Below are 18,057 nucleotides of genomic sequence, written 5' to 3' on the forward strand. Positions count from 1 at the left end.
CGCAGCGAGTTGTTTTTTCCCAGAAGAAAAATATATCGCCGCGACCTCGCACCCCGCCAAGCCAGCAGGCTACAGTCTTCAATCTTTAGTCCTCAGACCCAGCCTTAAAAAAAACAACCTGCTTAACCGTATGATCATCGTCGTTGTCGCGCTTGTTAACCCGAGTCTCCAACTCAGGATCAGCAGGCTTCTCGGCATCCGATACCGCATCAGTGAAGCCACAGGCCACACACTCGCGAATCTGCTCACCATCATCGTCGGTGAACATCATAATCTTGTCCATCTCCGCACAGCGGGGACAAACGGCACCGGCAATAAAACGTTTTGGGGTCGCCATAACGTAACTCCAGATTAAAGACCCCGGTGGCCATAACGACCACCGGAGGGGGTTGGATCAGGCGGCTTCGTCCGTCATACCGGTCTGCTTCAGCAGCGCATCTACCTGCGGCTCGCGGCCACGGAACGCTTTGAACAGCTCCATTGGCTCCTGAGACCCGCCTTTTTCCAGAATGTTCTGCAGGAACGCCATGCCGGTTTCCGGGTCGAAGATGCCGTTTTCCTCGAATAACGAGAAGGCATCTGCAGCCAGCACTTCCGCCCACTTGTAGCTGTAGTAGCCCGCTGCGTACCCGCCAGCAAAAATGTGCGAGAACGAGTTCGGGAAACGGTTGAACTCCGGAGAGTCTACCACCGCGATGGTTTCGCGCACTTTGCGGTGCATGTGCAGCGGGTTGGTGGGGGCCTCTTCGGTGAATTCCGCATGCAGACGGAAGTCGAACAGAGAGAATTCCAACTGCCGCACCATGGCCATGCCGGACTGGAAGTTTTTAGCAGCCAGCAGTTTCTGCAACAAGTCTTCCGGCAACGGCTCTCCGGTTTCGTGGTGGCTGGCAATCAACGCTAAAGACTCTGGGTTCCAGCACCAGTTTTCCAGGAACTGGCTGGGCAGCTCTACCGCGTCCCAAGCCACGCCGTTGATGCCGGAAACATCCATGACGTCCACCTGAGTCAACATGTGATGCAGCCCATGGCCGAATTCGTGGAACAAAGTGGTGACTTCGTCGTGGGTGAGCAGAGACGGTTTGCCGTTCACCGGCGGCGTGAAGTTGCAGGTGAGGAAGGCTACCGGCAGCTGCAACTGGCCGCGCAGGTTGCGCCAGCGTACCCGGCAGTCGGCCATCCAGGCACCGCCACGCTTGCCCTGGCGGGCGAAAAGGTCGAAGTAGAACCAGGCAATCGGCTCACCGTTGCGGCTGATGCAGTAGGCGGTGGCATCGTCGTGCCAGGTTTCCACCTCTGGTTTGGCTTCAATCTGTATGTCGAACAGCTTCTCCGCAACCCGGAACAACCCGGGAACCACTTTATCGACCGGGAACCAGGGGCGGAGGGTTTCGGGGGAGATGTCGTAGCGCTGCTGGCGCAGTTTTTCGCTGTAGTAGCCTACGTCCCAGGCCTTCAGGTCATCCAGGCCGTACTGGTCTTTCGCGAAGGCTTTGAGCTCAGCATAGTCTTTCTCAGCGACCGGCTTGGACTTGGCCGCCAGCTCGTTGAGAAAACCCAGTACTTCGTCGCTGTCCCGGGCCATTTTGGTGGCGAGGGAGCGCTCAGCGTAGTTGTTAAAGCCCAGCAGTTTTGCCAGGGCATGGCGGCGCTTGAGAATTTCAGCCATAACCTGGGTATTGTCCCAAGTGCCGCCGTCTGGCCCCACATCGGATGCACGGGTAACAAACGCCTCATAGACCTCGCGGCGCAACTCTCGGTTGTCACAATAGGTCATAACCGGGAAGAAGCTGGGGAAATCCAGGGTAATCACGTAGCCATCCAGCTCTTTCTGACTGGCGGCCTGTTTCGCGCCTTCAAGAGCGGATTCAGGGATGCCCGCCAGTTCTTCCACATCGGTAATGTGCTTGAACCAGTGCTGGGTGGCGTCCAGGACGTTATCGCTAAAGCTGTTGGTGAGCTCCGATAGCTCCCGCGAGAGGGCTGCATACTGCTTTTTCTGGGCGTCGGGCAGGTCGACACCCCCAAGGTGGAAGTCTCGCAAGGTATTATCTACGGATTTGCGCTGGGCTTCGCTCAGTTCGCTGAAATCATCCCGGGCTGCAAGCTTTTTGTAGGCTTCGCACAGGGCGGTGTTCTGGCTCAACTCGGTGCTGTATTCAGTGAGCTTTTCCAGGCAGTTTTTGTAGACTTTGCGCAGGTCGTCGTTGTTCATGACGCCATTGAGGTGCGAAATGACGGACCAGGCGTTGCTCAGTTTGTTTTCCAGCGACTGCATGGGCTGGGCCAGAGTGTCCCAGTCGGGGTCTTCGTTTTGAGCCAGGCTGGCGATTTTCACGCGGTTTTCGCTGAGAATCTGGTCAATCGCCGTTTCCATGTGCTCGGTGCGAACATGGTCAAACCTTGGCAGCAAATCATCTGTCAGTAACGGGTTATTCATGGATCCCCTTCTCAGCAATGAGTTGGTAAAGTAGCGTGACACAAACGACACTAGCGTCTTGGGCCCCGGGAATGGAGTTCGGTTGGAAGGTCTTTCCAAAACACGCCGTAAATACATCCCTGTAGGCTCGGCTCCGCCATCCATGGCTCCGCACGGTTTTGGAAAGACCTTCCAACCGAACTCCCCAAACTCGGGGAATAATCTCATCTATCGAGTATATGTAATGACGAATGTACGTTCTCACAAGGGTAGCACGCCAAATTTCGGAGCACGCACTCTGGTGGATCCCAGTGCTGTGGTTATCGGTAATGTTACAACCGGTGACGATTGCTCCATCTGGCCGATGACCGTGGTGCGGGGCGATATGCACAAGATCCGTATCGGCAACCGCTGCAGCATTCAGGACGGTTCCGTGCTGCATATTACCCACGCCAGTGATTATAACCCGGGCGGTTATCCGCTTACCCTTGGCGACGATGTAACCGTGGGGCATAAAGCTCTGCTACATGGCTGCACCATTGGTAGCCGTGTACTGGTGGGTATGGGCTGTATCATTATGGACGGAGCAGTGGTGGAGGATGAGGTGATCGTGGCTGCGGGCTGTCTGGTGCCGCCTGGGAAGACGCTGGAGTCCGGGCATCTCTATGTCGGCTCACCATGCAAGAAAGCTCGGCCTTTGAGCGAGAACGAGCGTTCGTTTTTTGCATACACGGCAGCCAATTACGTGAAGCTCAAGGATGAATACCTGACTGAGCTGAAACTATAATTCTGGTTAATTTTTGATCGCGTTCGAGAGGGCTTGAAAAATAATCCGGTGTTCATACATTCGTTAATAGCGGATGTTCACGGATATCCGACCGGCTAAAGCCAGTACGCAGAGCAGTTCCGGGAACGAGGCTGATTTTTTCAAATTCGTTTGTGTAGACAATAGAGGAGCTTCTTATGAGCAACCTTACCCGCTGGAACCCGATCAATGAACTTGAAGACCTGATGGGTCGTTATAACCGGATGTTTGGCGTGTCACGCACTGGCAGCGAAGGCAAAGACCTGTTCAGTCGCAGTGACTGGGCCCCAGCCGTCGACATCAAGGAAACGGACAACGCCTTCACCATAGAGGCAGAATTGCCAGGTATGGACAAAAAGGACGTGAAGGTAACCGTGCGCGACGGCGTGCTATCCATTGAGGGAGAGCGGAAGCATGAGGAAAAATCCGATGACAAAAAGGTGCATCGCGTTGAGCGTTTCTATGGCAGCTTCATGCGCCGCTTCACATTGCCGGAAAATGTTGACGACAATAGTGTGAAAGCCAATTTCAAGGATGGCCTGTTGACGCTCACCATACAGAAGGCAGAGCCGAAAGAGCCCAAAGCCATTGAGGTAGACGTACAGTAACTCACTTCACTTTTTGTGATTGATGCTGTGGCCGGGAGTCAGCTCCCGGCCACAGCTTTTTTTTGCTCGGTAAGGTTTAAACTGGTAGCGATTGCGAATTATATCGGGCCACACGATACATAACTTACCAAGGCGTAAACGAAAGGTCTGAACAGCAGTCTGAAGCCGTATGTCTCGTATCCACGAGCGCTAATGGAGAGCGTGCATCATGATGCTGTTCTGGCTGCTGCTACTTAACAGTCTGTTTTTAATTCCGGCTCTGGCCTTGCCGGGCGCCATGCCCTGGCTATCAATTGAGGCAATCGGACTTTGGGCTCTGTGCTGTCTGCAGCCGAACCCATATCGGCGTCACCCCATCACCACGGCCCTGGCGGTCATCTACAGTGGATTGGCATTCTTGGTGCTTGCGGACGCGCTCGTTCGTGAAAGCCTGGGGCGTGGACTGAATCTGTACCTGGAGCTCAGATTGCTGGGTGCCGCCTGGAACCTTTTGGAAACCAATCTGGGCACACTGATTGCGATTCTGGCTCTTGTGCTTCTCGCGGGCCTTCTGGCAAGCCTGGGCTGGCTGTTTCATACAAGCCTGCAGCGTCTGGGCTATCACTCGCGGGGAAATCCTGCCAAGCCGGTTTTGCTGGTGGCAGGCCTCGTTATTGCAGGAGCGGCAACGCCCCTTATCGGCAGCCCGGCGCTGGCGTTCGTGGCCAATCAGGCGTCTCTGGTGATTCATACCCACCGGACGACCGAGGCCTTTGCCGAGCAACTTCGGAATCAGCCGGGGGCTGGTCCAAATCCGCAACCCTTGGCGCGGCTGGCCGGTAAAGATGTGATTCTGGGCTTTCTTGAATCCTATGGCGTATCCACCCTGACAGACGATCGCTACCATTCAATGATCGATCAAAGCCTTGAATCAATGGCCAGGGAACTGGACTCGGCAGGCCTGACCGTCGTAACCGGACGGCTGCAATCGCCTGTCCAGGGGGGGCAATCCTGGCTTGGGCACCTCTCGGTGCTTAGTGGGCAATGGGTTCATAACCAGCTCGCCTACGAGACTTTCCTCAGTAGCAGCTATCCAACCCTTGTCGACGACTTTCGCAGCACCGGCCATAAGACGTTGGCGGTGATGCCGGCTATCACCAAAGCTTGGCCCGAGGGCCGGCTACTAAGGTACGAGCACATCTACGGTCATGACGATATGGATTATCAGGGGCCTGCCTTCAACTGGGTGACCATGCCGGATCAGTACACCTGGCGCTGGTTTCAGAAGCTGCGGGAACAGACACCAGAACCACTGTTCGCAGAGCTTGCGTTGATCAGCAGTCATGCACCCTGGGTTCCGATCCTGCCGGTTATCGAGGATTGGAATAGCATTGGCACCGGACAGGTGTTCGAGCGCTGGAAGGGAGCGGGAGAAACGCCTGTGTCTCTTTGGCGTGATCCCGGCCGCGTCCGTCACCACTATGCCCAGGCAATCGCTTATACGCTGACCGTTGCCAGTGGCTTCGCAGCCCGATATGTAGAAGAGAACACTTTGATGATCATTCTTGGCGATCATCAACCCGCCCCACTGATAACCGGCGAGAACGCCAGTCGGGATGTCATCGTCCACATCATCAGTGGCGATCCGGCGCTGGTTACACCGTTTCTATCCGGCGAGCTGCCAGGATTCCAGCTCGGCACCAGGCCCGACCTCCAAACGATGGGCGCCTCCATGAGCCAACTCCGGCCATTTCTGCACCGGCAATATGGCACTCTTTAAAATCGCCCTCAGGAACTTTTTTTTGCGCCCGCGTTTTCCAATGCACGGGCATAGTCCACGCCTTTGCGATGCTCCGCGATTCTATCCAGTATGGTTTCGCCGCTGTCGTTCACCGCGTTGAGATCCCGGCCCGCTTCTACGAAGAAGCCTACAAAACGCTCAAAATCTTCAGCCCTCATGGCCTCATAGGCTTTCAGCAATGCCGTGTAATCTGAATTTTCGCCATCAGGCTGGGTAATCAGATGGCTCTTTACCCGTTCATCACTCCATTCTTCACCAATGACTTTGGGTTTATCTGGTCCACTCACAATCAGTTTCTCCTTGTTCGTTAAATTTTCAATCAGGGCCGTATTTCTACCGGCAGGTCCCCGGTGGAAATGGATTCATCGCATTCCGGATCACGGATGGCGATCTCCACCCGGCGGTTCAGCGCGCGGTTTTCAGGCGTGTCGTTCGGGGCAAGTGCGTTGGTTTCAGCACGACCAGCGGCAACCACACGCTCAGCCGGCACCTGTTGGCTCATGACCAGCTCATGCACCACAGATACCGCACGGGCTGCGGACAGGTCCCAGTTGGAGCGATACCGGCTGCTGGAGATAGGCCTGTCATCGGTGTAGCCGGAAACCAGCACATCGCCGGTGCAACCAGCCAGAACGCCAACTACCCGCTCGATGATCGGGATCATCTCCGGTTTGATGGACGCCTCGCCAGAGCGGAAGGTGGCTTCTTCAGAGAACCGGATAACCACTTTGTTTTTGTCGTAATTGACACTCAAAGCCCCGGAAGCCACTTCGGCTTCCAGTTCGCCGATCATGCGGCTGGCCAGATCGATCACGCCGCCTGAAATAACCGTGGTCTCCGTGTCTGGCGCACGTTCATCAATGAACTCGGGATCCCGGGTCTGTGAGTCGGTGGGCTCTGGCAAAGATACGGTATCTGATTCCACCAAAGTAATCGGCGAACCACCAATACTATCAGACAGCACATTGGCAGAACCAAACGCAACGGACATGGAATTGGCCATGGCTTTGTATTTTTCAATATCCATTTCCGCAAATGACAACAGCAAAATAAAAAATGTCAGCAGCAGCGTTGCAAGATCCGCAAAGGTAACGATCCACGCAGGCGTTTGATTTTTTTGCCGGGGCTTTCGGATGTTCGGGATAGATTGCAAAACCTCAGGCCTCCCGCTCCGGTACCAGCCCAGTGCGGTGTTCTGGCGTTACAAACGAGGAGAGCAGTTCAGTCATCACTCTGGGGTTCTCGCCGCGCATGATGTTGCGCATGGATGTGATGATCAGAATCTGGTTGCGGCTTTCGTCTTCCGCCTTGAGCTGAAGTTTGTCCGCCAGGGGCAGAGCTATCAGCTGGGCAATGAACGCACCGTAAAGGGTGGTTAACAGAGCAACCGCCATAGCGGGGCCGATGGAGGAGGGATCATCCAGCGAGTTGAGCATCTGTACCAGACCCACCAGGGTGCCCAGCATACCGATGGCAGGGGCAGACTCTCCAATGCCCCGAAATACCCGCTCAGCCACCTCGTAACGTTCTGCCATCTGCTGGGACTCCTGAGCCAGTGCTTCTTCAACCAGCTCGGGCGGGTGCCCATCCACACACAGGTTGATGGCTTTCTGCAGGAATTCATTACCGGTTTGATGGTTTTCCAGCCCCAGAATGCCTTCCTTGCGTACCACCAGAGCCAGCGCGCCCACCTCACGGATCAGCTCCGCAGGCCGCTCGACCTTATCAGTAAACGCAGCACTCATGGCCAGGCGAAAGGCGCTCATTACGGATGACATGCGGAACTTTATGAGGGTTACCGCAAAGGTGCCACCCACCACTATCGCCAGGCCTGGCAGGTTGAGAAAGGTAAGAAGCGAGGCGTTTGCCAGCATTGCCAGAATCACAATCAGAATACCGGCGACAAGCCCTACGAGGGTAAGAATGTCCATGCATAGCCCTTATTGGATAGCCCTGACGGGTTGTTGTCTCTGAGACTGGCCCGGTGCGGTGCAATCTCTCAGTCGTTGCGCAACGCATCAATAACCGGCGCTGTGTCCGGCTGCACTCCCCGCCACACACGGAAGGATTCTGCGGCCTGCTCAATCAACATGCCCAGACCATCAAATACCCGGACGGCCCCATTATCCAGAGCCCACTGGTTAAACGTGGTTGCCTGCAAAGAATACATCATGTCGTAAACAACTGTGCCTGCCGCGATCACATTTGTGCGAAGAGGGGGCAAGTCGCCCTGCAAGCTGGCGCTGGTGCCATTGATAATGACATCAAATGGCTGATCCGGAGCTTCAAATCCACAGGCGCCGAGGGTGGTAGCACGTGCCTCATCGGCAAACAATCTAGCCAGTGCTTCGGCTTTGGCCAGGGTACGATTTGCGATCATCAGGCTCGATGGCTGCTGCTCAAGCAAGGGACCCAGAACGCCGCGAACGGCACCTCCAGCGCCCAGAATCAGTACCCGGGCACCCTTGAGCTGAACGCCGTGGTTGATCGTAAGATCCCGCACCAGGCCATGTCCATCGGTGTTGTCGGCCACCAGTTGGCCATCGCTGTTGTGATACAACGTATTGGCTGCACCGGCTTTTTCTGCACGCACTGTACGGCGCCCCGCCAGCTCCCATGCCTGTTCCTTGAAGGGGACCGTTACGTTCAACCCCCCGCCGCCGCCGTCAAAGAACTCGCGAACGGTCGTAGCAAAGCCATCCAGAGGCGCCTGAATCGATGTGTACTCAACCGGTTCGCCGGTTTGCCTGGCAAACAGGCTGTGGATTCTCGGCGACTTGCTGTGGCTGACCGGGTGGCCCACCACCGCATAAAGCTGATTGCTCATTACTAACCCCGCTTACTGCGATTCGCCGGCCAGCCAATCGCGCCCGGTGAGAAAATGCTCTGTCAGGCGTGCTTCTTCGCTGCCCGCCTCCGGTACCCGGCTGTAGTCCCAACGCACCAGCGGAGGCAGCGACATCAGAATGGATTCTGTGCGCCCACCAGACTGCAGGCCAAACAGGGTGCCGCGGTCGTACACCAGGTTGAACTCAACGTAACGCCCGCGCCGGTAGAGCTGGAAATCCCGCTCACGCTCACCGTAAGCGTGATCCATGCGGCGCCGTACGATAGGTTCATAGGCTTCAATATAGCTGTCACCCACGGACTTCATCAGAGCAAAATCCTTTTCAAAATCTCCGGTGTTGTGGTCGTCGAAGAAAAGCCCACCAACACCCCGCGGTTCATCCCGATGGCGCAGGTAAAAGTAATCATCGCACCAGTCTTTGTAGCGGCGATACGTGTCCTCACCAAACGGTGCGCAGGCGTCTTTGGCTGTTTTGTGCCAGTGCACGCAATCCTCGTCAAAGCCGTAATACGGGGTCAGGTCATAACCACCTCCAAACCAGTAAACCGGTTCCGCATTCTTCGGCGTGGCGATGAAAAATCTTACGTTGGCGTGGGACGTAGGCACGTAAGGGTTGTTCGGGTGAATCACCAGGGAGACACCCATAGCCTGCCAGGGCGCACCAGCCAGATGGGGGCGATGTGCTGTGGCCGACGCCGGCATGGTCTCGCCCATTACGTGGGAAAAGTTGACCCCACCTTTTTCGAAGATGCGACCATCACTGATCACACGGCTCACACCGCCGCCGCCTTCGGGGCGATCCCAAGCGTCGCGAACCAACTCTGTACCGCCTTCCAATGCTTCCAGGCGTTGACAGATGGCGTCCTGCAAGCCAAGCAGATACTGCTTGACCGCATTACTATCGGGTTGCTGTGGCATGAATTCTCCTAACGAAGCTGTTTTCCGCTGACAATATCAATAATTCGGCTGGGTTTCCGGTTACCGCCAAGGTCGCCCGGAACAATCTGGTCGAGCTGGTCGCCAAAGTAGCGGTGAACCTGTGAGGCGTCGAGGGCCGGCTCTTGCCCAGCCGGATTGCAGGACGTGGATACCAGAGGCATGCCGGCGCTCTCACACAGGGCTTTAACCACCGGATGCTCGCTGACTCTGACAGCAATCGAGCTATGGCTGCCACGTACCCAGTCAGGAACCTGTCTGTTTACATCTGGCAGCAAACAGGTCACCGGGCCGGGCCAATAGCCCAAAGCCGCCAGTTGGAGTTCTTCGGACAGGGGGTTCAGCAGAAAGCGAATCTGCTCCACAGACGCCGCTACCAGAATCAGGCCTTTTTCCATCGGTCGGTTCTTGAGCTCAAGAATGCGTGTTACCGCCTGCAGATTCCAGGGATCACACCCAAGGCCCCAGACTGCCTCGGTGGGGTAGGCGATAACGCCGCCTCGCAGGATCGCACTGCGGGCAAGCTGTAACTGCAGTTCGTTTAAAGGGTTTGGCGCAGCCATGCTGATGTTTTCAGACCAAAAACGGAATTAATCATTACACCGGGCTCAAGCGATTCTCTGAAAACCTCCGGGAGCGGAGCTCACCAACCCTTCAAGCTCGAGAAGCAGAAGAGACTGGACAAGCTGATCGGCCGGAAGACCAGTTGCCGAACACAGTGCATCGGTTGACTGGGGATCATACCCTAATGCCTCAAACACCGCGATTTCCCGGCGGTCCAAAGCTTGCGTCGGGCTCGTAACCGAACTGTCCCTGGATCGCTTCACGGGCGCCAGAGCTGATACCGCGCAACCGGAAGGCAGCGACCAGGACGCACCCAGTTCTTCCAGGACATCGTCGACTGTATCAACGAGCCTGGCGCCCTGTTTGATCAAATGGTGGCAGCCGCGCGCCACCGGGCTGTGAATGGATCCGGGAATGGCGAAAACCTCGCGCCCTTGTTCCAGAGCCATACGGGCGGTGATCAGGGAACCACTTTTCAAACCGGCCTCCACCACCAGAATGCCACGGCTCAGGCCGCTGATGATACGGTTACGCTGGGGAAAGTGTGCAGCTCTTGCGGGCGTGCCCGGTGGATACTCAGATACCATCAGGCCTTCCTCAATAACCCGCTCACCAAGCCGGCGATGCTGGTTCGGGTAGATTCGGTCAAGGCCACAGCCGATGACTGCAATTGTCGCGTGCCCGGCATCCAGGGCTCCGGCGTGCGCGGCACCATCAACACCCAGTGCAAGGCCACTGGTTACCAGCAGATTCCGGTTGCTCAGCTCTGCCGCAAAGCGCCGGGCGTGATCCAACCCGGCAGGCGTGGCGTTGCGACTGCCAATAATACCAATCTGTTCATAACTCAAAAGGCGAACATCACCTCGGGCAAACAACACCAGAGGCGCATCGTGAATGTGCCTCAGAGCTTCCGGATAGTCGGGTTGTTGCCAGCTCACAATTTCAATGCCATGTCGCTCACAATCAAGAAGAGCCTGCCGGACTGAGTTTACCGAAGCATTTGCTTCATCTTGCTGCTGCCATGCAAGAATTGCCGCAACAGTTTCAGCATGCAGGCCATGCGCCCGGAGTGTCGCGGAGTTTTTGACAAGAAGGTCAGTGAGCTCGGGAATTGTTGCGAGCATGGCCCGCCGACGGGCGCGCCCGAACTTGGGCAAACAGGTTAGAAACAACCACTGCGCAGAAGGAGAGGAAAACACGGCATCATCCTTGAAGACAACAAAGCCGGGCCTTCCTGGCCCGGCTTTTGATTAACCAATTATGGAATCAGGGGTTTGTGACCTTGTCACCTACCGTCAGCGGGCGTGTTGCCTGCAGTATCAGTCCATAACTCATTTTTTCATAAACCTGGAACACCATCAGCAAACCGGCTCGCTCGGAGGGCAATTCGACTGTCTCGTTAGTAACGGGGTCGCGCGCCAGACTACCGCTTTTGAGAATCGCCATCACGTTACCGGCTTCGAGGCCTTCACGGCTGCCGCGATTGATGGCAACCACATTGTACTGACCAATCTGGGTAACACCGCCGTCCACCGAGATCATTTTACCTTCGATCTGCTGGTCGGGAGAGCTTGGCACAAAACTGGTGGTCAGACGACGGTCTTCATTCACCAGCAAGCGATCCCCTATACGCACCTCTTCACTGGAGCGTGTCAGGTTCAGGGTCAGAACATCGCCGTCTTCGGCAACAACATCGCCACGAGCAATACTGCGTGCTTCCAGGCCGAGAAATTCTCCGGTGTCCGGATCGACAAATTCCTTACTGCGGCGGAAAATACCCACCTTGTCGGCCGGCTTTTCACCGCGCGCATACACCCGGTCACCCGCGCCGGTCAGAATGCGACTGTCTCGGCCTTCCAGCACATAAGGTGCCTGGTTGATCAAATCCGCGCTGACGATGCGGGTATCCGTCAGAAAGCTGCCTATTGCATCCAGTGGGATTGCAGGGATAGGTGTATCAATCTGCTCCGAACGCACCTTCGGTGACAACTTCACAACACCGTTGTTGGAAGTTACCTTGGTGATTCTGGGCTTGCCATCGATATAAACCAGGGCAAGACGATCGCCCGGGTAAATCAGGTGCGGGTTGGCAACCTGCGGGTTAACGTGCCAGATTTCCGGCCAATACCACGGGTTGCTCAAAAAACGCCCGGAAATGTCCCACAGGGTATCACCCTTCACAACAGTGTAACGCTCAGGATGATCAGACCGCAGTTCTGGTGCAGCGTGAGCCCAGGAGGTTAATAGCAGCGTAGTGGCTGCCAGAGCGTACAGCAGTTTCCTCATTGTCTAAGTCCTTGATCGCGTGCTTGATTCTGTGAATTCTGGTAAGGATGCAGCCAGTTGTCTGCAGCTTATTACGTTGTTATGCAAGTTACTATAGAAGAAGTCTCGCAAATTGTGATGTTATCTTTTGTTCTTCCAGTAAATTCTATGCCATTTGCAAAAGATTTTAACTATTGCCTGATCAGTTTGTACTCAATCGGCGAATTGTTGGATAATGTACCCAAAGGTGCATGACGCTGCTCATATTAATGTGAGAGGAACAATTTGCGCAGTACGCTGTCGCATTTCAGAGATTGCTTTCACACGGTTACAAAAGACAACGTTAAACGTCAGGCAAAGCCATAATGAATGCCAGTGAACAACCCTGGCGTTCGTCATACAGGCCAAAAGTACGAACACTATGATACTAGATATTCTCGAATACCCGGATCCCCGTCTACGCACCATCGCCAAGCCGGTTGATGAACTGACGGATGCCGACCTTACGCTGATCGACGACATGTTCGAGACCATGTACGATGCGCCGGGCATTGGCTTGGCCGCGACACAGGTGAACGTGCACAAGCAGATCATCGTTATGGACCTGTCCGACGACAAAACTGAACCGAGGGTATTTATCAACCCAAAGGTTGAGGTTCTGGATGGTGAGCGAGAAGCCATGCAGGAAGGTTGCCTCTCGGTACCCGGATTTTATGAAGACGTCGAGCGCATAGAACACTGCATCATTCGCGCGATGGATCGTGACGGAAAGCCCTTTGAAATAGAGGCCCGGGGCCTGCTGGCGGTCTGCATCCAGCACGAAATGGACCACCTGAACGGCAAATTATTTGTCGACTACCTCAGCAACCTCAAGCGCAACCGTATTCGCAAGAAGCTGGAGAAGCTTCAAAAACAAAGTGCGTGAACACGGCCTGAAGCATGATTAGTTTGTAGAACGTACTGGACCGGGCCATGGCCCGGTCTTTTCGTATTCAATGAAACAGAGACCCAACACCGTGCGACTCGTTTTTGCCGGCACTCCGGATTTTGCAGCAACCGCTCTGAGAGCGCTGCTGGGCACCCACCACACCATCGTGGGCGTATACTCCCAGCCGGACCGGCCAGCCGGCCGTGGCCGTAAACTGCAGCCCAGCCCCGTCAAACAGGTTGCTCTGGACAACGGCATCCCGGTATTCCAGCCGGAAAGCCTGAAAACCCCGGATGCACAGCAAGAACTCGCAGATCTCCAGCCGGATGTCATGATCGTTGCCGCCTACGGGCTGATTCTGCCGGAAGCGGTTTTGAGCATTCCTGACCACGGCTGTCTCAACATTCACGCCTCGCTTTTGCCGCGCTGGCGTGGCGCGGCGCCTATCCAGCGTGCCATTGCTGCCGGTGATGCCGACACCGGCATTACCATCATGCAGATGGACAAAGGCCTGGATACCGGCGACATGCTCCTGAAATCCCTGACCACCATCCATGCCAATGATACCGGCGGCAGCCTTCATGACCGCCTCGCCGAGTTGGGTGGCCAGGCCATTGTTGAAGCTCTGAGCCTGCTGGAAAAGGGCGAACTCCAAGGCGAAGCTCAGGATGACGAACAGGCCAGTTACGCTCACAAACTCTCCAAGGACGAAGGTCATATCGACTGGTCACAGGATGCCTCTGCCATCGAACGCCTGATTCGCGCCTTCAACCCCTGGCCCGGTACCTACACGGATCTGGAACAGCAGCGCCTGAGGATCCACGAGGCCACTGCCGCCGGTGAGAGTAGTCATGAGCCCGCGGGCACCGTGATACAGCGGGAGCGTGATGGTATTGATGTTGCCTGCGGTACCGGCACTCTGCGCATCACCCGGCTGCAGCTCCCAGGATCCCGCGCCCAGAGCGTAAATGACCTGATTAACGGTGGTAAACAGCTGCTGTTACCCGGACAGGAGCTGCACTGACATGGGCGACTACGATCAGCCCATGCGCGCTATTGCTGCCGATGTTCTGTTGGCGGTCGAAAACGGCGAGTCTTTATCCCAATGCCTGCCTCCGGCCCTGCAGCGCCTCGCCCTAAACGAGCGCCCGGTGCTTCAGGCCCTCTGTTACGGCACGTGCCGCTGGTTTCATCGTCTCGACAGTGAGCTGGTCAGCCGGCTGAAAAAGCCGATAAAGAAGCCGGACCGCATTGTTCACCACCTTATGTTGATCGCTCTTTTCCAGCTGCGCTTCAGCCAGCAGGCAACCTACGCCATTCTCAATGAAACCGTGGAGGCCTGCCGCGCGCTCGACAAACCTCACCTCACCGGCCTGGTAAATGCCGTTTTGCGGGCTGCCGAGCGCGAAGGTGCGCCGGAGCCGGAAAACGATGCCAGTCGCTTCAGTCATCCCGTCTGGATGGTAGAAAAGCTGCGCCATAACTGGCCTGACAACTGGCAGCAGATTCTTGAGGCAAATAACGCCCAGGCTCCCATGACACTGCGAGTGAACGCCCTGCGCTTTAACCGCGATGAGTATCTCGCGTGGCTGAACGAAGCAGGTATCGAGGCGACCGCCACCCAGTTCGCGCCCCAGGGTATCCAGCTTGGCAGGCCGGTGCAGGTTGATCAGCTACCCTGGTTTGCCGACGGTGCTGTCAGCGTTCAGGACGAGGCCGCGCAGCTTTGCACCACGCTGCTGGATCTGGCGCCGGGACAGCGGGTCCTGGACGCCTGCGCAGCACCTGGGGGAAAAACCTGTGCCATTCTCGAAAGCCAGGCAGAGCTGGCCGAGGTAGTTGCCATCGACGAATCGGCTGCGCGCCTGCCCCGGGTTCAGGAAAATCTCGACCGCCTGGATTTACACGCAAGCTTGCTGCAAGCAGATGCTGCTGACACCGAACAGTGGTGGGACGGCAAAGCGTTCGATCGCATTTTGCTGGATGTACCCTGCAGCGCCAGCGGCGTTATCCGTCGCCACCCGGACATCAAGCTGTTGCGCCGGGAAACCGACGTTGTCCCACTTGCTGCAATACAGCTCGGACTGCTGGAAGCCATGTGGACGGTACTCAAACCGGGCGGGCGCCTGGTCTACGCAACCTGCTCCGTGTTCCCCCAGGAAAACCACCGTATAATCCAGAGGTTTCTCAAACAACAGAGCAGCGCCGTTCTTATTGAGCCAGACGTCCCGTGGGGACGCGATATAGGCGCGGGGCGACAACTTCTCCCCGATCCAATCAGCCATGACGGCTTTTTCTATGCCGTACTGGAGAAACCTGAATTATGAAAATTCTGATCCTCGGTGCTGGTCAAGTGGGCGGCACGCTGGCGGAGAATCTGGCCAGCGAAGCCAACGATATTACGGTCATAGATACAGACGCCATTCGGCTGCGCGAGCTGCAGGACCGCCTCGACATTCGCACGGTACAGGGCAACGCCTCCTACCCGTCAGTTTTGCGACAGGCGGATGCGGATGACGCGGACATGCTGATAGCCGTCACCAACAGCGACGAGACCAACATGGTCGCCTGCCAGGTTGCCAGCATCCTGTTCAGCACACCCACCAAAATCAGCCGAGTGCGTGCCAGCGCCTATCTCTCCAGCAACGAGCTGTTCGGAGAGGGCGGTTTTCCAATTGACGTCATGATCAGCCCGGAACACCTGGTTACCCGGCATATAACACGGCTGATCGAGTACCCGGGTGCCCTGCAGGTACTGGAGTTCTCCAAGGGCCTGGTCCGGCTGGTGGCCATTCGGGCCACGGAGGGTGGCCCTCTGGTCGGGCGCGAGCTGTCTTATTTTCGTATGCACATGCCCAAAATTGATACCCGGGTGGCAGCCATCTTTCGCAAAGACCACGCCATCATGCCTAAGGGCGATACGGTGATTGAGGATGGTGATGAAGTGTTTTTCATTGCCGGTGCCGACCACATTCGTTCGGTTATGAGCGAACTCCAGCCGCTGGTCAAAAACTACAAGCGGGTTTTTATCTGCGGCGGCGGCAACATCGGCCAGCGCCTGGCCCACACTCTGGAAAACCGCTATCAGGTAAAACTGCTTGAGCGTAACCACGAACGCTGCGTGCTGCTCTCCGAAAACCTGCGCAAGACGGTCGTGCTTGAAGGCAATGCCGCAGACAAAGACATACTGCTTGAAGAGAACATCGAAAATACCGATGTGTTCTGCGCCGTTACCAACGATGACGAAGCCAATATCATGGCCTCGCTGCTGGCCAAGCGCCTGGGCGCCCGCAAGGTGTTCACCCTGATCAACAACCCCGACTATGTGGATCTGATCCAGGGCGGCGAGATTGATGTAGCGATTTCCCCCCAGCAGACCACCATCGGCAGTTTGCTCACTCATGTGCGCCGTGGCGACGTTGTAAACGTTCACTCACTGCGCAGAGGCGCTGCCGAGGCCATTGAGGCCATCGCCCACGGCGATCATAAATCCTCCAAGGTGATTGGCAGACGACTTGATGAAATCAACCTGCCGCAAGGCGCGACCATCGGAGCGATTGTCCGCCACAACGAAGTACTGATCGCCCACGACCACCTGCGGGTGCAACCGGATGATCACGTGATCCTGTTCCTGGTAGACAAATCGCGGGTGCGGGAGGTTGAAAAGCTCTTCTCCGTGGGGCTCACTTTCTTCTAGTTCAAAATCAAGAGCATGAAGACTACTTAGAAATACCGGTTTGGCGCGCGTATAATGCGCCTTTTTTCCGAATGACCCTCTTGCGAGCAAATTGCACATTGGCTCGATACTAACTCGAGATTGAGTCGAAGAGTGGATACACACAGACCGAATCAGCAGGCAAACGTTGTGACAGACAGAGCGACAGACAAGGCAAAGAACATCAGCACTCCGGACATCAGGACTTTTCAGGGCCTGATTCTGGCTCTGCAGAATTTCTGGGCACAACAGGGTTGCGTGGTGCTTCAGCCGCTGGATATGGAAGTAGGCGCCGGCACCTTTCACCCGGCCACCTTCCTGCGGGCCATAGGGCCGGAAACCTGGAATGCCGCTTACGTGCAACCGAGCCGCCGCCCCACCGACGGCCGTTACGGCGAGAACCCGAATCGCCTGCAGCACTATTACCAGTTCCAGGTGGTACTCAAGCCATCGCCTGACAATATTCAGGAGCTCTACCTCGATTCACTGAAAGCATTGGGGCTTGATCCTCTGGTGCACGATATCCGCTTTGTAGAAGACAACTGGGAATCGCCCACACTGGGCGCCTGGGGTCTGGGCTGGGAAATCTGGCTGAACGGAATGGAAGTCACCCAGTTTACCTATTTCCAGCAGGTGGGTGGCCTTGAATGCTACCCGGTTACCGGCGAGCTCACTTATGGCCTCGAGCGTATTGCCATGTATCTGCAGGGCGTCGACAGTGTTTACGACCTCGTCTGGACAGAAGGCCCGGATGGTGTAGTCACCTATGGCGACGTGTTCCACCAGCAGGAAGTGGAAATGTCCACTTACAACTTTGAGCACGCAGACGTTGAGTTCCTGTTCCAGAGCTTTGATGTCCACGAACGTGAAAGTGCCCGGCTGATTGAAGCCGGCCTGGCGCTGCCTGCCTACGAGCAGGTTCTGAAAGCGTCTCATACCTTCAACCTGCTGGATGCCCGCCACGCCATCTCGGTCACCGAACGCCAGCGCTTCATCCTGCGGGTACGCACTTTGGCCCGAGCCGTTGCCCAGGCCTACTTCGACAGCCGGCGCAAGCTAGGCTTCCCGCTGGCCCCGGAGGCCCTGCGCCAGGAAGTGCTGGCCATAGCCGAAGCGGCCGATAACAAGGCTAACGGCAAGAAAGGTAAAAAAGCGAAGCAGGAACAACAGGCAGAGGGTAAGGCATAAT

General features: G+C 56.3%; 18 protein-coding genes. 8 read left to right on the forward strand and 10 right to left on the reverse strand.

Going from position 1 to position 18,057, the window contains the following annotated elements; all coding sequences use genetic code 11:
* Positions 1-85 precede the first annotated feature (85 nt).
* Positions 86-337 carry a YheV family putative zinc ribbon protein gene (locus tag FFI90_RS07195; RefSeq protein WP_144777279.1) on the reverse strand — a complete coding sequence of 84 codons (252 nt, stop codon included), beginning with the start codon at positions 335-337 and terminating at the stop codon, positions 86-88.
* Positions 338-394: 57 nt separating this feature from the next.
* Complete coding sequence (gene prlC, locus FFI90_RS07200; protein WP_144777280.1) at positions 395-2,440, reverse strand: oligopeptidase A; 2,046 nt, start codon at positions 2,438-2,440, stop codon at positions 395-397.
* Between the two features lie 223 nt (positions 2,441-2,663).
* Between prlC and FFI90_RS07205 the strand changes: the two genes are divergently transcribed.
* From FFI90_RS07205 to FFI90_RS07215, 3 genes are all read left to right on the forward strand, one after another.
* On the forward strand, positions 2,664-3,206 hold the full coding sequence (locus FFI90_RS07205) for a gamma carbonic anhydrase family protein (RefSeq protein WP_144777281.1): 543 nt from the start codon (positions 2,664-2,666) through the stop codon (positions 3,204-3,206).
* Positions 3,207-3,382: 176 nt separating this feature from the next.
* Positions 3,383-3,832, forward strand: coding sequence for an Hsp20/alpha crystallin family protein (locus tag FFI90_RS07210; RefSeq protein ID WP_144777282.1), 450 nt, complete (start codon positions 3,383-3,385; stop codon positions 3,830-3,832).
* A gap of 208 nt (positions 3,833-4,040) precedes the next feature.
* A complete protein-coding gene (locus FFI90_RS07215) occupies positions 4,041-5,591 on the forward strand; it encodes an alkaline phosphatase family protein (RefSeq protein WP_144777283.1) in 1,551 nt (516 codons plus the stop codon).
* An 8-nt stretch (positions 5,592-5,599) separates the two neighbouring features.
* Here FFI90_RS07215 and FFI90_RS07220 read toward each other — a convergent pair whose 3' ends face one another.
* From FFI90_RS07220 to FFI90_RS07255, 8 genes are all read right to left on the reverse strand, one after another.
* Positions 5,600-5,899, reverse strand: a complete 300-nt coding sequence (locus FFI90_RS07220; RefSeq protein ID WP_144777284.1) for a PA4642 family protein — start codon at positions 5,897-5,899, stop codon at positions 5,600-5,602.
* Positions 5,900-5,931: 32 nt separating this feature from the next.
* Positions 5,932-6,765: a flagellar motor protein MotB gene (locus FFI90_RS07225; RefSeq protein WP_144777285.1), complete on the reverse strand. Its 834-nt coding sequence runs from the start codon at positions 6,763-6,765 to the stop codon at positions 5,932-5,934.
* Between the two features lie 4 nt (positions 6,766-6,769).
* Positions 6,770-7,543: a MotA/TolQ/ExbB proton channel family protein gene (locus FFI90_RS07230; RefSeq protein WP_144777286.1), complete on the reverse strand. Its 774-nt coding sequence runs from the start codon at positions 7,541-7,543 to the stop codon at positions 6,770-6,772.
* Between the two features lie 68 nt (positions 7,544-7,611).
* The gene (aroE, locus tag FFI90_RS07235; RefSeq protein ID WP_144777287.1) at positions 7,612-8,439 is read right to left on the reverse strand and encodes a shikimate dehydrogenase; all 828 of its coding nucleotides are present in this window, start codon (positions 8,437-8,439) and stop codon (positions 7,612-7,614) included.
* A gap of 12 nt (positions 8,440-8,451) precedes the next feature.
* Complete coding sequence (gene hemF, locus FFI90_RS07240; RefSeq protein WP_144777288.1) at positions 8,452-9,378, reverse strand: oxygen-dependent coproporphyrinogen oxidase; 927 nt, start codon at positions 9,376-9,378, stop codon at positions 8,452-8,454.
* Positions 9,379-9,386: 8 nt separating this feature from the next.
* Positions 9,387-9,959 (reverse strand): L-threonylcarbamoyladenylate synthase type 1 TsaC, encoded by a 573-nt coding sequence (tsaC, locus tag FFI90_RS07245; protein ID WP_144777289.1) that lies wholly within the window; start codon positions 9,957-9,959, stop codon positions 9,387-9,389.
* A gap of 45 nt (positions 9,960-10,004) precedes the next feature.
* On the reverse strand, positions 10,005-11,159 hold the full coding sequence (dprA, locus tag FFI90_RS07250) for a DNA-processing protein DprA (RefSeq protein WP_144777290.1): 1,155 nt from the start codon (positions 11,157-11,159) through the stop codon (positions 10,005-10,007).
* A 67-nt stretch (positions 11,160-11,226) separates the two neighbouring features.
* Positions 11,227-12,246 (reverse strand): LysM peptidoglycan-binding domain-containing protein, encoded by a 1,020-nt coding sequence (locus FFI90_RS07255; protein ID WP_144777291.1) that lies wholly within the window; start codon positions 12,244-12,246, stop codon positions 11,227-11,229.
* 400 nt (positions 12,247-12,646) lie between these two features.
* Between FFI90_RS07255 and def the strand changes: the two genes are divergently transcribed.
* The 5 genes from def (at position 12,647) to glyQ (ending at position 18,056) form a co-directional block, all read left to right on the forward strand.
* A complete protein-coding gene (gene def / locus FFI90_RS07260; RefSeq protein WP_144777292.1) occupies positions 12,647-13,150 on the forward strand; it encodes a peptide deformylase in 504 nt (167 codons plus the stop codon).
* Between the two features lie 91 nt (positions 13,151-13,241).
* Positions 13,242-14,177, forward strand: a complete 936-nt coding sequence (fmt, locus tag FFI90_RS07265) for a methionyl-tRNA formyltransferase (protein ID WP_144778262.1) — start codon at positions 13,242-13,244, stop codon at positions 14,175-14,177.
* Position 14,178: 1 nt separating this feature from the next.
* Positions 14,179-15,480, forward strand: a complete 1,302-nt coding sequence (rsmB, locus tag FFI90_RS07270) for a 16S rRNA (cytosine(967)-C(5))-methyltransferase RsmB (protein ID WP_144777293.1) — start codon at positions 14,179-14,181, stop codon at positions 15,478-15,480.
* Entirely contained in the window at positions 15,477-16,850 is a 1,374-nt protein-coding gene (gene trkA / locus FFI90_RS07275; RefSeq protein ID WP_144777294.1) for a Trk system potassium transporter TrkA, read from the forward strand. The genes rsmB and trkA overlap by 4 nt, the downstream gene beginning before the upstream one ends.
* A gap of 201 nt (positions 16,851-17,051) precedes the next feature.
* Complete coding sequence (gene glyQ, locus FFI90_RS07280; RefSeq protein ID WP_144778263.1) at positions 17,052-18,056, forward strand: glycine--tRNA ligase subunit alpha; 1,005 nt, start codon at positions 17,052-17,054, stop codon at positions 18,054-18,056.
* The last annotated feature ends 1 nt before the right edge of the window (position 18,057 follow it).

The sequence above is a fragment of the Marinobacter maritimus genome (assembly GCF_007671675.1).
GTDB lineage: Bacteria > Pseudomonadota > Gammaproteobacteria > Pseudomonadales > Oleiphilaceae > Marinobacter > Marinobacter maritimus.